General features: G+C 69.4%; 11 protein-coding genes and 2 tRNA genes. 8 read left to right on the top strand and 5 right to left on the bottom strand.

The window, feature by feature from the left end; genetic code table 11:
* Positions 1-49: 49 nt before the first annotated feature.
* Positions 50-1,855, top strand: a complete 1,806-nt coding sequence (gene mnmD / locus D107_RS0101670; RefSeq protein WP_018880620.1) for a tRNA (5-methylaminomethyl-2-thiouridine)(34)-methyltransferase MnmD — start codon at positions 50-52, stop codon at positions 1,853-1,855.
* Here the strand turns inward: mnmD and D107_RS0101665 are convergent.
* The 4 genes from D107_RS0101665 to D107_RS0101650 all read right to left on the bottom strand — a co-directional run bounded on the left by D107_RS0101665 (position 1,825) and on the right by D107_RS0101650 (position 7,034).
* Complete coding sequence (locus D107_RS0101665) at positions 1,825-3,987, bottom strand: diguanylate cyclase (RefSeq protein WP_018880619.1); 2,163 nt, start codon at positions 3,985-3,987, stop codon at positions 1,825-1,827. The two genes, mnmD and D107_RS0101665, sit on opposite strands and share 31 nt — an antisense overlap.
* A gap of 332 nt (positions 3,988-4,319) precedes the next feature.
* Positions 4,320-4,406, bottom strand: a tRNA-Leu gene (locus D107_RS0101660).
* 56 nt (positions 4,407-4,462) lie between these two features.
* Positions 4,463-6,430 carry a M48 family metallopeptidase gene (locus tag D107_RS0101655; RefSeq protein WP_018880618.1) on the bottom strand — a complete coding sequence of 656 codons (1,968 nt, stop codon included), beginning with the start codon at positions 6,428-6,430 and terminating at the stop codon, positions 4,463-4,465.
* A gap of 13 nt (positions 6,431-6,443) precedes the next feature.
* A complete protein-coding gene (locus tag D107_RS0101650; protein ID WP_018875505.1) occupies positions 6,444-7,034 on the bottom strand; it encodes a LemA family protein in 591 nt (196 codons plus the stop codon).
* Between the two features lie 133 nt (positions 7,035-7,167).
* Between D107_RS0101650 and D107_RS0101645 the strand changes: the two genes are divergently transcribed.
* From D107_RS0101645 to D107_RS0101625, 5 genes are all read left to right on the top strand, one after another.
* Entirely contained in the window at positions 7,168-8,010 is an 843-nt protein-coding gene (locus D107_RS0101645) for a motility protein A (protein WP_018880617.1), read from the top strand.
* 3 nt (positions 8,011-8,013) lie between these two features.
* A complete protein-coding gene (locus D107_RS0101640; RefSeq protein WP_018866353.1) occupies positions 8,014-8,826 on the top strand; it encodes an OmpA family protein in 813 nt (270 codons plus the stop codon).
* Between the two features lie 101 nt (positions 8,827-8,927).
* Positions 8,928-9,845 (top strand): HPP family protein, encoded by a 918-nt coding sequence (locus D107_RS0101635; RefSeq protein WP_018880616.1) that lies wholly within the window; start codon positions 8,928-8,930, stop codon positions 9,843-9,845.
* A gap of 116 nt (positions 9,846-9,961) precedes the next feature.
* Positions 9,962-10,038, top strand: a tRNA-Arg gene (locus D107_RS0101630).
* Between the two features lie 64 nt (positions 10,039-10,102).
* On the top strand, positions 10,103-10,429 hold the full coding sequence (locus D107_RS0101625; RefSeq protein WP_018880615.1) for a hypothetical protein: 327 nt from the start codon (positions 10,103-10,105) through the stop codon (positions 10,427-10,429).
* Between the two features lie 15 nt (positions 10,430-10,444).
* Here the strand turns inward: D107_RS0101625 and D107_RS0101620 are convergent, their stop codons facing one another.
* Positions 10,445-11,137 carry an arylesterase gene (locus D107_RS0101620; protein ID WP_018880614.1) on the bottom strand — a complete coding sequence of 231 codons (693 nt, stop codon included), beginning with the start codon at positions 11,135-11,137 and terminating at the stop codon, positions 10,445-10,447.
* Between D107_RS0101620 and D107_RS0101615 the strand changes: the two genes are divergently transcribed.
* Both D107_RS0101615 and D107_RS0101610 read left to right on the top strand, forming a co-directional pair.
* Positions 11,136-11,846, top strand: a complete 711-nt coding sequence (locus tag D107_RS0101615; RefSeq protein ID WP_018875510.1) for an ABC transporter ATP-binding protein — start codon at positions 11,136-11,138, stop codon at positions 11,844-11,846. The two genes, D107_RS0101620 and D107_RS0101615, sit on opposite strands and share 2 nt — an antisense overlap.
* Positions 11,843-14,377, top strand: a complete 2,535-nt coding sequence (locus tag D107_RS0101610; RefSeq protein WP_018880613.1) for an ABC transporter permease — start codon at positions 11,843-11,845, stop codon at positions 14,375-14,377. Before D107_RS0101615 ends, D107_RS0101610 begins: the two co-directional genes overlap by 4 nt.
* Positions 14,378-14,400 lie beyond the last annotated feature (23 nt).

The raw sequence follows: 14,400 nt of genomic DNA, 5'->3' as shown, positions 1-14,400 counted from the left end.
TCCCTTGTCTCCCCTGCTCGACTGGGCGCGTCTTGACTGGCGCGACGGCATGCCCTTTGCTGTCGACTACGGCGACGGCTATTTCGGATCGAGCCAGCCACGCGCAGAGGCGCAAGAGGTCTTCCTCGAGGCCAACAGCCTGCCGGAGCGGTTCTCCGGCTGCCGCCACTTCGCGATCGGCGAAACCGGCTTCGGGACCGGGCTGAACCTGCTGCTGGCGCTGGAGCAATGGCGCCGGCACGCCCCGCCCGATGCCTTCCTCTCGCTGCTCAGCCTGGAGGCACACCCCCTTTCGCCGGAGGACCTCGCCACCCTGCACCAACACCTCGGGCTCGACGATGCCGACAGCCGCGCCCTGCGCGCGCAGTACCCGCCCCCGGTGCCGGGACTGCACCGGATCGAATTCCCCGGGGCGCGCGCCACCCTGACCCTGGGCCTGGGCGACGCCGCGCCAATGCTCGCGGGCGTGCGCGGCCGGATCGATGCCTGGTTCCTGGACGGCTTCGCGCCGCGCAGCAATCCCGCGTTGTGGAACACCGGCGTTTTTCGCCAGATCGCCCGGCTGTCCGCGCCCGGCGCCACGTTCGGCACCTACACCGCCGCGGGCCAGGTCCGTCGCGATCTGGAGGGTGTCGGATTCACGGTCCGGCGGGTCCCGGGCCACGGACGCAAGCGCGAGCGCCTGACCGGGGCTCTCCGCGCGCCGTCCGCCGAACCGGCGCCGTCGGCACCGCGGGCGCCCCGCCACGTGGCCGTCGTCGGGGCCGGACTGGCCGGGCTGGCCAGCGCGCACGCGCTGGAACGTCGCGGCATCCTCACCACTCTGTTCGACCCCGCCGGGGTCGCCGGCGGTGCGTCCGGCAACCCGGCCGCCGTGCTGCTGCCCAACCTGCACCCGCGCGATGCCGACCTGAACCGCCTGGCCCTGGCCGGGATGCGCAGGACCCGGACCCTGATCAACGAACTGGAGGCCCATACGGGGGAAGTATTGCAGCTGGCCTCCGGCGTCGCCTTCCACGGCATCAGCGCCCACGGGAAGAAACGGGTGACCCGTCTGCTCAAAGCCGGCAGCGAAGCGACCGGGCTGCTCTTTGATCCGGCGGGCCCGGGATGCACCGACGCCCCGCATCTGTACTACCCCGAGGGCCTGGCGGTGGATATGGCCGCTCTTTGTCGTGCCCTTGCCAGCAGCCTGCCGGCGCCCCGCGCAGAGGCTGTCACGCACATCCACCTGACTCCGGGCCAGGAGGCGGTCCAACTGGAGACGGAGTACGGCCGGGAGTCATTCGACGCCGTTGTGCTGGCCAATGGCGCCGGTCAGGGGGCGCCCCTGAGCCCCGAACACGGGGCGGTCTCGACGGTCACCGGCCAGATGACCCGAGTGGCGGCCACCCTGCCCGACTGGGGCGGGTTCGTCGCCACCGGACAGGGCTACTGCATCCCGTCCCCCGACCAAACAGCATGGATCGGCGCGACCTACCGGCGCACGGAAGGCCCCGGCATCCGTCAGGCCGACACCCTCCTGGCTACGGACGACGCGGCAAACCTTCGCCACCTGGCCTGGGTGCCCGGCCTGGACGATCCCGCCACCCAGGTCCTGGACCACTGGGCCGGCGAACGGGCGGTGGTCCGCGATCGCCTGCCCCTGGTCGGGCCCAGCCGAATGGACGCGCGCGGCCGCGTCCAGCTCAACCTCGCGCATGGCTCACGCGGCCTGCTGTACGCACCCCTGGCCGCCGAGTGGCTGGTCGACCATTGGCTGGGCCTCATCGAACCTCTGGAGACCACTACCGCCGCGCGGCTGGACCCCGCCCGACACGCGGGTCAGGCCCCGGGAGCCTCCGACGAGGCGTAGGCCACATCGTTGCGGCCCGCCGCCTTCACCCGGTACATCGCATGATCCGCGGCCATCATCAGGTCGGCGAGCCGCTGTCCGTCACCCGGATAGAAGGCGACGCCGATGCTGCATGACAGGCTCACCTCCACGGTATCCATATGCCCGGGGTGCAGCTCAAAGGGCTCACGGAAGGCCTCTTGCAGCCGCTCGACCAGCCGCGTTGCCTCCTCCGCGTGGTGCAGCGGGGCACTCAATACGATGAACTCGTCCCCGCCCAGGCGAACCAGCAGGTCATCCGTGCGCAGGCTGCCGGCCAGACGCCTGGCGAGCAGCCGCAGCAACTCGTCGCCCACCGCGTGGCCATACTGATCGTTCACCGGCTTGAAGCGATCCAGGTCGATGAACAGCAGCGCCAGCTGACCCTCCTTGCGGTCGGCCCGGGCTGCCAGGCGGGGAAACGCGCGGTCCAGCGCGGCCCGGTTCGCGGTGCCGGTCAGCGGGTCCTCCCACGCGAGCGCCTGCATGCGCTCCTCCAGCTGCTTGCGCTCGGTCACGTCCAGGGCGTGCCAGACCACGGCCGCGGAACCCTCGAACGGCGTGTGAATCGGTCGGACCCGCGCCTCGTACCAGCGCGTCTCGTCCGCTGCCACTCCCGGCTCGGCCGCATGGAACGCACTGGCCTGCAGACGGTACTCGAGTTCCTGCATCGCCCCCTCGCGCAGGGCCCTTTGCACGATATCGGAGAACCGCTCCGCCATCTCGGGGGGTAACAACTCGGCCAGGGTATGCCCCACGGCGGTGGTGTGCGGGTCGCGGCCATGGCGCGCCTCGCCGAACACCCGCCGCACCAGCCCGGACGCATCAATCACCAGGGCATCGCCGGGCATGGCCTCGAACAGGGCGTCCTGGAGGTCCCGCGCCTCGCTCAGGGCATTGAACAGCATGCGATTCTCGTGCACGTCGACGAAGCTCAGCAGACAGGCCCGCTGCCCGTCCCAGTCGATCGGCACCCAGCGCAACAGATGAAAACGCTGATCCCCGTCCGCGGCCTTCACCCGGATCTCGCGCCCCCGGGGCTCCTCCGGCACCGCGGCGCGGGTGAAATCGAGATCGGGGGGCAGACGCGGACGATCCGCCGGATGGATCACATCCAGCGTGGCGAGTGCCTGCCCGGGGTTCGGCGACACCCCGGTCATGCGCGCGAAGGCCGGGTTGGCCCACAGAACGCGCCGCCCGGCCACGACCAGCGTCGCGTCCTCCAGGCGGTTGACCAGGGCCTGGTAGCGGCTCAGAGCCTCGCGGCGCTGCCGCATCCCCTGGCCAATGCGGAAGGTATATCCGCTGACCGCCATCAGGCCCACTGCGCCCAGGACCCACCAGGCGGCGGGGCGGGCCGTGGCGGACGGGCTGGGGACCGGCTTTGCCAGCAGCCGCCACTGCCCCCCGGCAAACGTCACATCGAGCTGTAATGGCGCCGATTCGACGTCGAGCGCCTGCGGGTTGTAGAACACCTCGCCCTCGGCACCGGTCCCGTCGCGGCCGCGCAGGGCCAGCTTCAGGCGCTCCGAGCCGGGTACCAACCCGGCCTGCCGCAGCAGGGTGTCGAAATCGAGCGCGATGCTCGACAGGCTCCACGGGTTGGCGGCACCCGACACGTCCTCGTCCTCAGCTTCGGTCAGGACCGGCGCCCGCACCAGCAGCCCGCGGCCGCCCTGGGCCAGCGGCCAGGGCCCGGCGACCACGGTCTCGCGGCTCTCCAGCACGCGATGGAAGGACGCGGACTGCTGGGGATGCTCGGCCAGGTTGAGCCCAATCGCGCCCTCGTTACCGGCCCGTGGGTAGACCAGCTCCAGCACCTCGCCGCGTGCCAGCGTCAGCGACCGGATCAGATCGGGTTGCCCCCGGTAAAGCCGTTCCGCGGCGCGGGCGAACTCCTCCTCGTTCAACTCCGGATGGACGTAGGCGTAGGCCGCCAGCCCGATGGTGGCGTGCACCGACGCATTCAGCACGCTCTCCAGGCGGGAGCGCAGGCTGTTCGCCTCGGTCGCGAGCGACTGCTCATAACGATCGGCCATCTGCTGCTTCCAGCCCTGATCGATGGCCAGAAAAAGCAGGGCGAACAGCAGCGCCGCGAACAGCGCGGCCACCATCGGGCCCCGCACATACGGTTCGGTGGTGCGGGCCCGCGACGACGAAGCGCTGTCACGGGCGGCGTTTTGGGCATCGGAAGCTTCCGAGGTGTCCGGTGGTGGGCTCATGCCGGGTCTTTTGCGGGCGCACAGGGTTCTACTATGCGCCAACGGAGGGCAAACCGAAACGGCTCCGGAAATGCCCCGCTGACGCCCCGCTCACACGGGAGACCCGGCACCCCGCATGGAGCAGGCGGTAGCGCCCGGACGGGGACGGACTGGCAGCCGTCCCGGCGACCACTGCCCGCTCGGCACCGAGGCCAAGGGGCCCGCCGAGCGAAACAATCTGGAATTGGTGGGGACGGCCGGAATCGAACCGGCACGGCCTTGCGGCCAGCGGATTTTAAGTCCGATGCGTCTACCAGTTCCGCCACGCCCCCGGAGCCGCCGCATCATACCGTGCGTGTGGCGATGCCGCACCCGTGCCCGGCGGGGCCTACTCCGCTTCCGCGGCCGGCATCTCCGCGACTGGCAACGGCACGTGCAGGGACGCCGCGATCGCCCGGAGGAGCTCGACCTCGGCGATCACCGTCTGCCCGCCATGGGTGATGGTGGCGAGCATTGCCGTGACCAGCCTTTGCTTGTCGGCCGGACGCAGTGCGTCCAGCGCCTCCAGGGCGCGATCGAGCTCATCGGCCCAGGCCGCCGCGTCGGCAGCGGCCCCCAGGGCCGTATCCATCACGTCCTTCGCCGGATCTGCGATGCCCAGGGCGACATGGCCCGCTCGTAGCGCCTCTCGCGCCCCCTCGGAGTCCTCCGGATGACCGTGATGGGCGAGCACGGCCAGCACACTTCGCACATGGCGTTCGTGGCGTTCCAGGCGATCCCGTCCACCCGGGCGGGCGCGGGCCGGCTGATCGAGGTCGCGCAGCTGACGCCGCAGGAGCCGCCCGGTGGCGTATTCGAAGACCGACACCCGGCCGTCAGCCCGGACCAGTTCGTCGATCAGCGTCTCCAGCGCCTGGCGCTCCTCCGACGGACGATGGCGCACGGCCGGGAAGCTCATCTCCAGCAGCGGGATCCGCAGATCCGGCCGCAGGTCCGGCGCAGCGTCCAGCAAGGTACGCACACGCGACTCGCTCTCTCCGCCCCGCTTCGCGGCGATCCGCAGCAATTGGTGATCCCGCACCTCGGGGTCGGCGCTGATCAGCAGATAGAGCAACACCTCCACGGCCCAGGCATCTGAATGCGCGGCGCGCTCCAGTGGTCCCGGCATCGCCGCGACCAACAGTCCGGCGCCCAGGATCTGTGCCAGGCCCGGATCCCCGATGTTCTCCATCAGGCGTTCCGGATTCAGCAGCATATTGCCCGACTCGCGCGGCTGTTCGCGCTCGCGCGCCTCCGCCTCGGCCTGCGCCTCCTGTTCCCTGCGACGGGTTTGCGCATCCCGCTCCATCTGTTCGCGGATGGTCTCCAGTTCTTCCGGCTGGAACCCGGGCTCGATGGCCTGGATGCGCCGCACCAGCGGCGGATGGGTCGCGAACATCTGGCCCAGGGCGCCGGAGGCGAACAGCATGTGCCCCACCTCCTCGGTATCGGCTCGCAACGCAGTGTGCCCGGCCCCGATCTTCTTCAGGGCACCGGCAATGCCGGACGGCTGACGCGTGAACTGCACCGCCGAGGCATCGGCCAGGTACTCCCGCTGGCGCGAGACCGAGGCGCGAATCCAGCGCCCGAAAAACAGCCCGATATATCCCACCACCATCAACGCCAGACCCGCCGCAACAATGCCCCCGGCGTTGCGGTTGTTGCGCGACAGGCGCATGGCCAGCAGCACGCGCTGCCCGATGAGCGCCATCACCAGGATCCCGAACAGCATCCCCATCAGGCGGATATTCAGGCGCATATCGCCGTTCAGGACATGCCCGAATTCGTGCGCCACCACCCCCTGCAGTTCGTCGCGATCCAGCTGTTCCAGGGCCCCGCGCGTGACGGCAATGGCCGCGTCGTCCGGCGAGTACCCCGCGGCAAACGCGTTGATACCGGCCTCCTGCTCCAGCACATAGACCTCCGGCACGGGCACGCCGGAGGCGATCGCGATCTCCTCGACCACATTCATCAGGCGCCGCCGCAACGGGTCGCGGGTATCGCCGTCCACCCGGGTGCCACCCAGCTCGCGGGCCACGGCCCCGCCGCCATCGCGCAGCCCCAGGGTGCGATAGAGGCTGCCGACCCCGATCAGCCCGATCGTCAGCACGCTGGTCCAGACCATCACCTCGACGTTGCGCGCCAGAAATTCCCGGGTCAGCCAGGGTTCCCCCGCCGCCACCGGCTCGGCCTGCCCGAAAAGCACGAGCACAATGGCGTTCATCACCAGCACAATCGCCAGCACCGCCAGTCCGAACAGGAACAGCAACCAGCGGGTGCGTCGCTGGGCCCGGTCCTGATGCTCGAAGAAGTTCATATCGCCCGGGCCATCAGGAGAAGTTCACCTGCACCGCCTCGCGCTTCTGCGGATCCTCGATCTCCAGAAGCTGCGCCGGACGGAAGCCCAGATTGTTGGCAATCAGGCTGTTCGGGAACATCTCGCGCAGGATGTTGTACTGCATGACCGCGTCATTGAAGGCCTGACGGGCATAGGCCACTCGGTTCTCGGTACTGGTGAGCTCCTCCGACAGCTGCATCATGTTCTGGTTGGCCTTCAGATCCGGATAGGCCTCCGACAGCGCAAACAGCCGCCCCAGGGCGCCGGACAGCCCCTGCTCCGAACTGGACAGCTTGCGCACGGCCTCCGCGTTGGTCGGGTCGCCGGCCACCTCCTGCAGGCTCTGCTGGGCCTGATTCCGGGCCTGGATGACCGCCTCCAGGGTATCCCGCTCGTGGCTCATGTAGCGCTCGGCGACCTTCACCAGATTGGGGATCAGGTCGTAGCGCCGGGTCAGCTGCACATCGATCTGGGCAAACGCGTTCTTGTACCGGTTGCGCGATGTGACCAGCCGGTTGTACGTCCATACCCCCCAGACCACCAGCAGGACCAGAATCGCCAGCACCACCCACTTCGTATCCATCGTGCAAAGCTCCTTTGCGGTTTACCCGGCCGAGTGTACGCGGCGGACGGGTCCCCCGCGAGCGGATTCTCGGGCGCAGACGGCAACCGCCACCGTGCATTATCCTTGCGCCAGGCCATCCTCGGAACCTCGCATGAATCTCTCCACCCTGCTCGGCATCCTCGGCAGCCTGCTGGTGTTCGGCAGTGTCATCGCGTTCTCCTCCCAGGACCTCGACGCCTTCCTGAACCTGCCGGGACTAGGGATCGTGGTGGGCGGCACCATCGCGGCCACTCTGATGAGCTACCCCTTCCACGAGGTCATGCGCGTCTTCCGCGCCGGGGCCAACGCGGTCCGCGAGGAACGCTACGACGCCAGCCAGGACCTCGAGGAAATCGTGCAGGTCTCGCGCTACTGGTTCTCCCAAAACCTGCAGCGCATCCAGGACCGCCTGGACCAGATCCGCAACCCGTTCCTGCGCACCGGCATCCAGCTGGTCATCGACGACACCCCGATGGACGACGTCTCCGACCTGCTGAACTGGCGCATGGCCCGCCTGCGCGCCCGCGAACAGGCCGACGCCCAGATGTTCCGGACCATGGCCACCTATGCCCCGGCCTTTGGCATGCTCGGCACCCTGATCGGGCTGATCAACCTGCTCCTGACGACCGAGAGCGACGATTTTACCGTGATCGCGGTCAACCTCGGCATCGCGCTGATCACCACCTTCTACGGCATCCTCCTGGCCAACCTGGTGTTTCGCCCCATCGCCATCAAGCTGGAGCGACGGACCGAGGAACGCGTGGTCCTCATGACCATGGTGCTGGAAGGCATCATGCTCATGCGCAAGGGCCGTTCGCCCGGATACATCCGCGAGACCCTGCGCTCGTTCATGGAGAACCACAGCGACGAAATCCGCCAGGCCGCCCCCACCAACGGGGACGAAGAACCCGCCGCGGACCCACGGGACCCGGACCCGTCGAACGAGCGTCGCTGAACCATGCCCGGCCCCGCCTACTCCACCTCGGAGCGCGCCGCGCTGCAGGCCGAAATGGACGCCCACGCGGCGACCCGCCCGGAACAGGCATTTCTCGCCTCCTACCCCGGCGAACGCCAGCGCGACGACGAACACGCCTGGATCCTCACCTACCTCGACGTGCTGACCCTGGTCATCGTCGTCTTCGTCATCCTGCTGACCTTCATGGACCCGCGCGACGACGATCCCCGCGCGGTGTCCGCCAGCCCCGTCGCGCTGGCCCATCCCGACCGCAGCGCGCTGGTCGAGCCCCTGGTCCACCCCACGCTGCTCGGTCTTGCCGACCTCGACGACAGCGTCGCCGAGGACCCGGCGCCCCCCGAAACGTCCGCCGAAACAACCGGAACCGGCGCCGATGCCGATCAACTGCGGGATCGGGCCCCGGAGGGGGTCGATATCGTCGAGCAACCCGGCCGTCTGGAACTGCGCATCCGCGACGAGATCCTGTTCGCCACCGCCCAGGCCGATCTGCGTTCGGACGGCGCAACGCTCCTGGAAGGACTGCTGACCATCCTGGCGGACCACCCGGGCCTCATCACCGTAGAGGGGCACACCGACAACGTCCCCATCGCGACCGAGCGCTTCCCCTCCAACTGGGAACTGTCCGCGGCGCGCGCCAGCAGCGTCGTGCGGCACCTGGTCGCGCAGGGGCTGGAGCCCTCGCGGCTGCGCGCGGTCGGGCGCGCCGACACGCTGCCGGTAGCCGGCAACGAGACACCGGGTGGGCGCGCCGAGAATCGTCGCGTGTCACTGATCCTGGAGGCCGAAGCGAACTGATACCCGACGCCCCACCCGCATTCCGCGAGCCCGCAGGGCCACTTGACGCCCGCGCGACCCCCATAGAAGATGCGCAACACTTGCACTTTAAGGAGGCTGGTGTGCGTACCGGACGCGGGTCCCTGCTGGGCGACTTCCTCGACACCACCAATCACTGGGACAAGCTCATTGCCCTGATGGGAGGGATGATCGGCCTTTACCTGTCGCTGGAGGTCGCCGCCTCGGTAACCGACAACGGCATCAACGGTCTGATCCTCGCCTCCCTCGGGGCCACCGCCGTCCTGCTGTTCGCCGCGCCGCATGCCGCCCTCTCGCAACCCTGGAACGTGCTCGGTGGCCATGGCGTTGCCGCCATCGTAGGGATATTTGTACGCGACCTGCTGCCCCACCCCCTGCTGGCCGCCGCCGTCGCCGTGGGCCTCGCCATCTGGCTGATGCACTACCTGCGCTGCCTGCATCCCCCTGGCGGCGCCACGGCGCTCTATGCGGTCGTGGGCGGCGACTCGGTCACGGCCCTGGGACCATGGTTCCTGCTGCACCCTGTGCTGACCAGTGTCGGGGTCATGCTGGTGGTGGCCGTCATCATCAACTACCCGTTCCCCTGGCGCCGCTATCCCGCGAGCCTGACCCCGTCCCCCGAAAGCCCGGAACAAAGCCCGCTGGCGGCCCTGGAGCGGGCCGGTCTCGGCCGCGAGGATCTCGAGCACGCCATGCGCGAGATGAACCTGTATCTGGATCTGACCGAGGACGATCTGGCACGCCTGTACCTGCTGGCCCGCCGCCATCACCAGCACCCCGACCCGATCACCCCGGAGGCCATCCAGCCCGGGGCCTGCTTCAGCAACGGCGGAACAGACGCCGACTGGGCGGTTCGCCGCGTGCTCCGGCGCGACGGGGCGCAGGTGATCTACCGCCACCTGGCGGGCCCCGAGGCCCCGGGTGAAGACCGCGCCAATCTGGACGACTTCCTCGCCTGGGCCCATCACCGGCTGGAGCCGGAATACGGCCCGGACGAGTAAGTGCGTTTGGGCCTCTACCTACCCGGCGCTTATACTCTCGCGCCAGGCGTAAGTCGGGTTAGGGTGATCGTCACGAGCGTGGCGGGATCGCGAAGCCCAGTCCGACAAGTTGCCAGGTCTCCGTAGCTCAGCTGGACAGAGCAGCCCCCTCCTAAGGGGCAGGTCGCAGGTTCGAATCCTGCCGGGGACACCATTTCTCTCGCAGGCCGTCGGGATTCCCCCTAGCGCCGCGACCGCAACGGTCGTAAGGTAGGCCAATGGCCATGCTGACCACCGAACAGTCCAGCCGCATGATCGATCGCCTCGCCCCGCTGATCGGGATCCAGGGCGAAGTGGATGGCTGCATGGTGGAACTGGTCGAGGTCCTCGACGAAGGCCCGCGCGGGCTGCCCGGCGTGGCCCTGATGAGCATGGGCTCCCAGCGCAGCATTCAGGCCAACCAGTACGGCAACCCGCTCTGCCGGCACTCGGAGGTCCGCACCCTTTCCCTGCTGTCCGAGGTCGAGCGCGACCTGCATCCCGTCCTGCGGCAACTGCTTCCGGAGAACGTTGTGGAGGAGTTGCGGGCGCTACTGGCGGACTGAGCGAACCCCCGGGCTTTACCCGGCCACGTGGTCATCGCGTGGCGGCTTGCGCGCCTCGGCGTCCTCCACCATGGGTTTAAGGCGTGGCCACACGGCATCCAGCAGGTGCGGCTGCGCCGCCTCGCTGGGGTGAATGCCGTCATCCATCAGCATTCCGTCCTCCAGCAGCACGTCCTCGAGAAAGAATGGCTCGAAGGCCAGATCCCGAGCAGCCGCCAGGTCGGTAAAGACCGCCTCGAAACGTTCGGTGTAGCGCCGCCCGTAGTTGGGCGGGATGCGGATGCCCAGCAGCAGGGTCTCGGCCCCTGCGGCGTCGATCGCGTCCACCATCGCCTCCAGGTTCTCGCGCATGGCCGATGGTGCCAGACCCCGCAGGCCGTCATTGCCCCCGAGGGCCAGGATCACCAGGGCGGGGTCCATGCGCTCCAGTACCTCTGGCAGACGCGCCCGGCCGCCGGCTGTCGTGTCACCGCTGATGGAGACGTTGTCCACCACCCATTCCCGCTCGCGCTCGGCCAGGCGCTCTTCCAGAAGGGCCGGCCACCCGGCAGACTCCGGCATGCCATAGGCCGAACTCAACGAATCCCCGAACACCAGGATTCGCAGCGGCTCGGCGGAGTGATTTTCGTCTTCCGGGGAATTCCCGGGCGCGACAGGACTCCATAGCAACGCGATCAAGCCCATCACGACCAACGGAATACGCAACATGGATGCATCCTCGTCTTATGTACTGGAGGCCCGGGACATCGAACAGCGGATCAACGGACCCAGCGGGCCGCTGGACATCCTGCGCGGCATATCGCTGGCGGTCCAGGCTGGCGAGACGGTCGCGATCCTCGGCGCCTCCGGATCGGGCAAGTCCACCCTGCTCGGGCTCCTTGCAGGTCTGGACGCCCCGAGCGCGGGAGAAGTTCGCCTGCTGGGCCGGACCATCAGCGAACTGGACGAGGATGGCCGCGCCGCGTTGCGCGCCGGACGGGTCGGGTTCGTGTTCCAGTCCTTCCAGTTGCTCCCGGCGCTGACGGCCCTGGAGAACGCCCTGCTGCCGCTGGAGCTGAACCCGGCCCATGCCGGCGAAGATCAGGCCACCCTGAACCGCTGGGCCAGCCAGGCCCTGGAGCGCGTGGGCCTTGGCGAACGCGCCGCGCATTACCCGCACCAGCTTTCGGGGGGCGAGCAGCAACGGGTGGCCATTGCCCGCGCCATTGTCGACCACCCGGCGGTCCTGTTCGCCGACGAGCCCACCGGGAATCTCGACGGCAAGACCGGGCAGCGCATCATCGAGCTGCTGTTCGGCCTGGCCCGGCATCCGGACGGCGACGGGCCCGCCACCGCACTGGTGCTGGTGACCCATGATCCGGAACTGGCGGCGCAGTGCGACCGCATCATCTCCATTCAGGATGGCGTGCTGGCATGACGGCAAGCCACATCCTTACCCGGGGTCAGGGCCGCAATCCCCTGCGCGCGCTGCTGCGCGGCACCTGGCGGGAATGGCGCTCCGCCGAACTGCGGGTACTGGCCGCGGCGCTGGTCGTCGCGGTCGCCGCGGTCGCCGCCGTCGGCTTCTTTACCGATCGCGTGGATCGCGGGATGGCCCAGCAGGCCACCGCCCTCCTCGGCGGTGATCTTGCGGTGGTCAGTGACAACCCGCTGCCGGCGGGCTGGCCCGACGAAGCCGCGAACCGCGGGCTGGACACGGCGCGCACCGCCTCGCTGCCCAGCGTGGTCTTCGGCAAGGACGACCAGTCGCGCCTGGCGGCCCTGCGCGCGGTCGAGCCCAGCTGGCCGTTGAAAGGCGAGGCCCGCACCCGCTCGGGACTGGACGGCGAGGAACAACCGCGCGAACGCGGGCCGCAACCCGGTACCGCCTGGCTGGAATCCACCCTGCTCGAGGCCCTGGGGCTTCAGGTGGGCGACCGGGTCGAGGTCGGTGACCTGGATCTGGAGGTCACCGGCATCCTCGCGCACGAACCCGACCGTGGCAGCAACCTGCTGGACATCGCGCCGCGCCTGATGCTCGCCTTCGACGACCTGGACGCCAGTGGACTGATCGGCCCCGGCAGCCGGGTGCGCTACGAGTTCTTTGCCGCCGGACCGAGTGCGGAGGTTGCCGCCTTCCGCGCCTGGCTGGGGGACGAACTGGAGGCCGGGGAACGCCTCCTGGGCCTGGACGATGCGAACCCGGAGCTGCGCACGGCCATCGAGCGCGCCGAGCGCTTCCTCGGGCTCGCTTCGCTGATGGCGGTGCTACTGGCCGGGGCCGCGATTGCCGTGGCGGCCCATCACTTCGCCCAGCGCCGCGCCGATCCGGCGGCCGTGATGCGCGCCCTGGGCGCCAGGGGCCGCCGGGTCCTGCTGACCTACTTCGGCCGGGTGGTGCTGGTCGCCCTGCTGGCCAGCGCTGTCGGGCTCGCCATCGGCTTCGCCGCGCAGTTCGTCCTCGCGTCCCTGCTCGGCGGCTGGCTTGACGGGGATCTCCCTCCTCCGGGGGCGCGGCCACTGGTCGCCGGCCTGGGCGTGGGACTGATTACCGCCGTTGGCTTCGCCCTCCCCGCGCTGTTGCGCATTGGCCAGGTCTCGCCGCTGCGCGTCCTGCGCCGCGATCTGGGCCTGCCGCCCACCTCGGTATGGCTCTCCGGCGCCCTCGCACTGCTCGCCTTCGGCGGCCTACTCTACTGGCAGGCCGCCGACCCGCAACTCGCCGCCTGGGTCCTGATCGGCACCGCGGTGGCCATCGCGTTGCTGGCCGTCCTCGGGATGGGGCTGGTGCTCGCCCTGAGGCCTCTGCGCAACCGCGGCGGCATGGCCCTGCGCTTCGGGCTGGCCAACCTGTCCCGGCGCGGCGGCCTCAGCGCGGTGCAACTGGTGGCCTTCAGTGTCGGGATCCTGGCCCTGCTGCTGCTGGCGATCGTGCGCGTCGACCTGCTGGAGGCCTGGGATGCCAGCATCCCGGAGGACGCCCCCAACCAGTTCTTCATCAACATCCAGCCGGGCCAGGAGCAGGCCTTCGCCGACCGGGTCGAGGCGGCCGGCCTCGAACGCCCGCAACTCGACCCGATGATCCGCGGCCGCCTGATCGAGATCAACGACGAACGCGTTCATCCGCAGGATTTTGACGATGATCGCGACCGAAGACTGGTGGATCGCGAATTCAACCTGTCGTATGCGCACACCCCGCCGGCGCACAATCGCATCGTCGACGGACACTGGTTCGGCGAGGCCGGGCAGGATCCCGACCGGGGCTGGTCGGTGGAGGCCGGACTCATGGAACGCTTCGACCTGGCACTGGGCGACTACCTGACGTTCCGGGTCGGGGGGCAGCCCATCCGCAGTCCGATCACCAGCGTCCGCGAGGTCGACTGGGACAGCTTCCAGGTGAATTTCTTCGTCATCGGCCCGCCTCCGCTGCTGGACCAGCAGCCCCGGACCTTCATCACGGCCATGCACGTGCCCGAAGACCAGCGCAGCGCCCAGAACCAGTGGTTGCGGGAGTTCCCCGCCGTATCGGCCATCGACGTCAGCGCCATCCTCGCGCAGGTCCGCGATGTGATGGACCAGGCCACGCGGGCGGTCGAATACGTCTTCCTGTTCACCCTGATCGCCGGGCTGACCGTGCTCTACGCCGCGGTCCAGGCCACCCGCGACGTCCGACGACGGGAGGCCGCCCTGCTGCGCACCCTCGGGGCACGTCGCGACCACATTCGCAACGGCTTGCTGGCGGAGTTCGGGACCCTGGGCCTGCTGGCCGGGCTGCTCGCGGCCGTGATCGCCACGGCAGTGGGCGCCCTGCTCGCCTGGCAGGTTTTCGAGTTCGACTACAGCGTCAATCCCCTGACCTTCGTCTACGGGATCGGGGGCGGTACGCTGGGGATCGCCCTGGCCGGCTGGCTGGGGACGCGCCGGGTGCTGGACCAGGCCCCGCTGGCGGTGCTGCGCGGCCCGGAATAAGCCGAGCCGGGGTACTCGCGTGC

It is taken from the genome of Thioalkalivibrio sp. ALE30, assembly GCF_000377465.1.
In the GTDB taxonomy this organism is placed as follows: Bacteria; Pseudomonadota; Gammaproteobacteria; order Ectothiorhodospirales; family Ectothiorhodospiraceae; genus Thioalkalivibrio.
This window is presented reverse-complemented; position numbering and strand designations above follow the sequence as displayed.

Coding starts and splice junctions, on each gene's coding strand:
- mnmD (WP_018880620.1), top strand. CDS start 50: ATGCCCTTTGCTGTCGACTACGGCGACGGCTATTTCGGATCGAGCCAG.
- D107_RS0101665 (WP_018880619.1), bottom strand. CDS start 3,987: ATGGTGGCCGCGCTGTTCGCGGCGCTGCTGTTCGCCCTGCTTTTTCTG.
- D107_RS0101655 (WP_018880618.1), bottom strand. CDS start 6,430: ATGAACTTCTTCGAGCATCAGGACCGGGCCCAGCGACGCACCCGCTGG.
- D107_RS0101650 (WP_018875505.1), bottom strand. CDS start 7,034: ATGGATACGAAGTGGGTGGTGCTGGCGATTCTGGTCCTGCTGGTGGTC.
- D107_RS0101645 (WP_018880617.1), top strand. CDS start 7,168: ATGAATCTCTCCACCCTGCTCGGCATCCTCGGCAGCCTGCTGGTGTTC.
- D107_RS0101640 (WP_018866353.1), top strand. CDS start 8,014: ATGCCCGGCCCCGCCTACTCCACCTCGGAGCGCGCCGCGCTGCAGGCC.
- D107_RS0101625 (WP_018880615.1), top strand. CDS start 10,103: ATGGCCATGCTGACCACCGAACAGTCCAGCCGCATGATCGATCGCCTC.
- D107_RS0101615 (WP_018875510.1), top strand. CDS start 11,136: ATGGATGCATCCTCGTCTTATGTACTGGAGGCCCGGGACATCGAACAG.
- D107_RS0101620 (WP_018880614.1), bottom strand. CDS start 11,137: ATGTTGCGTATTCCGTTGGTCGTGATGGGCTTGATCGCGTTGCTATGG.
- D107_RS0101610 (WP_018880613.1), top strand. CDS start 11,843: ATGACGGCAAGCCACATCCTTACCCGGGGTCAGGGCCGCAATCCCCTG.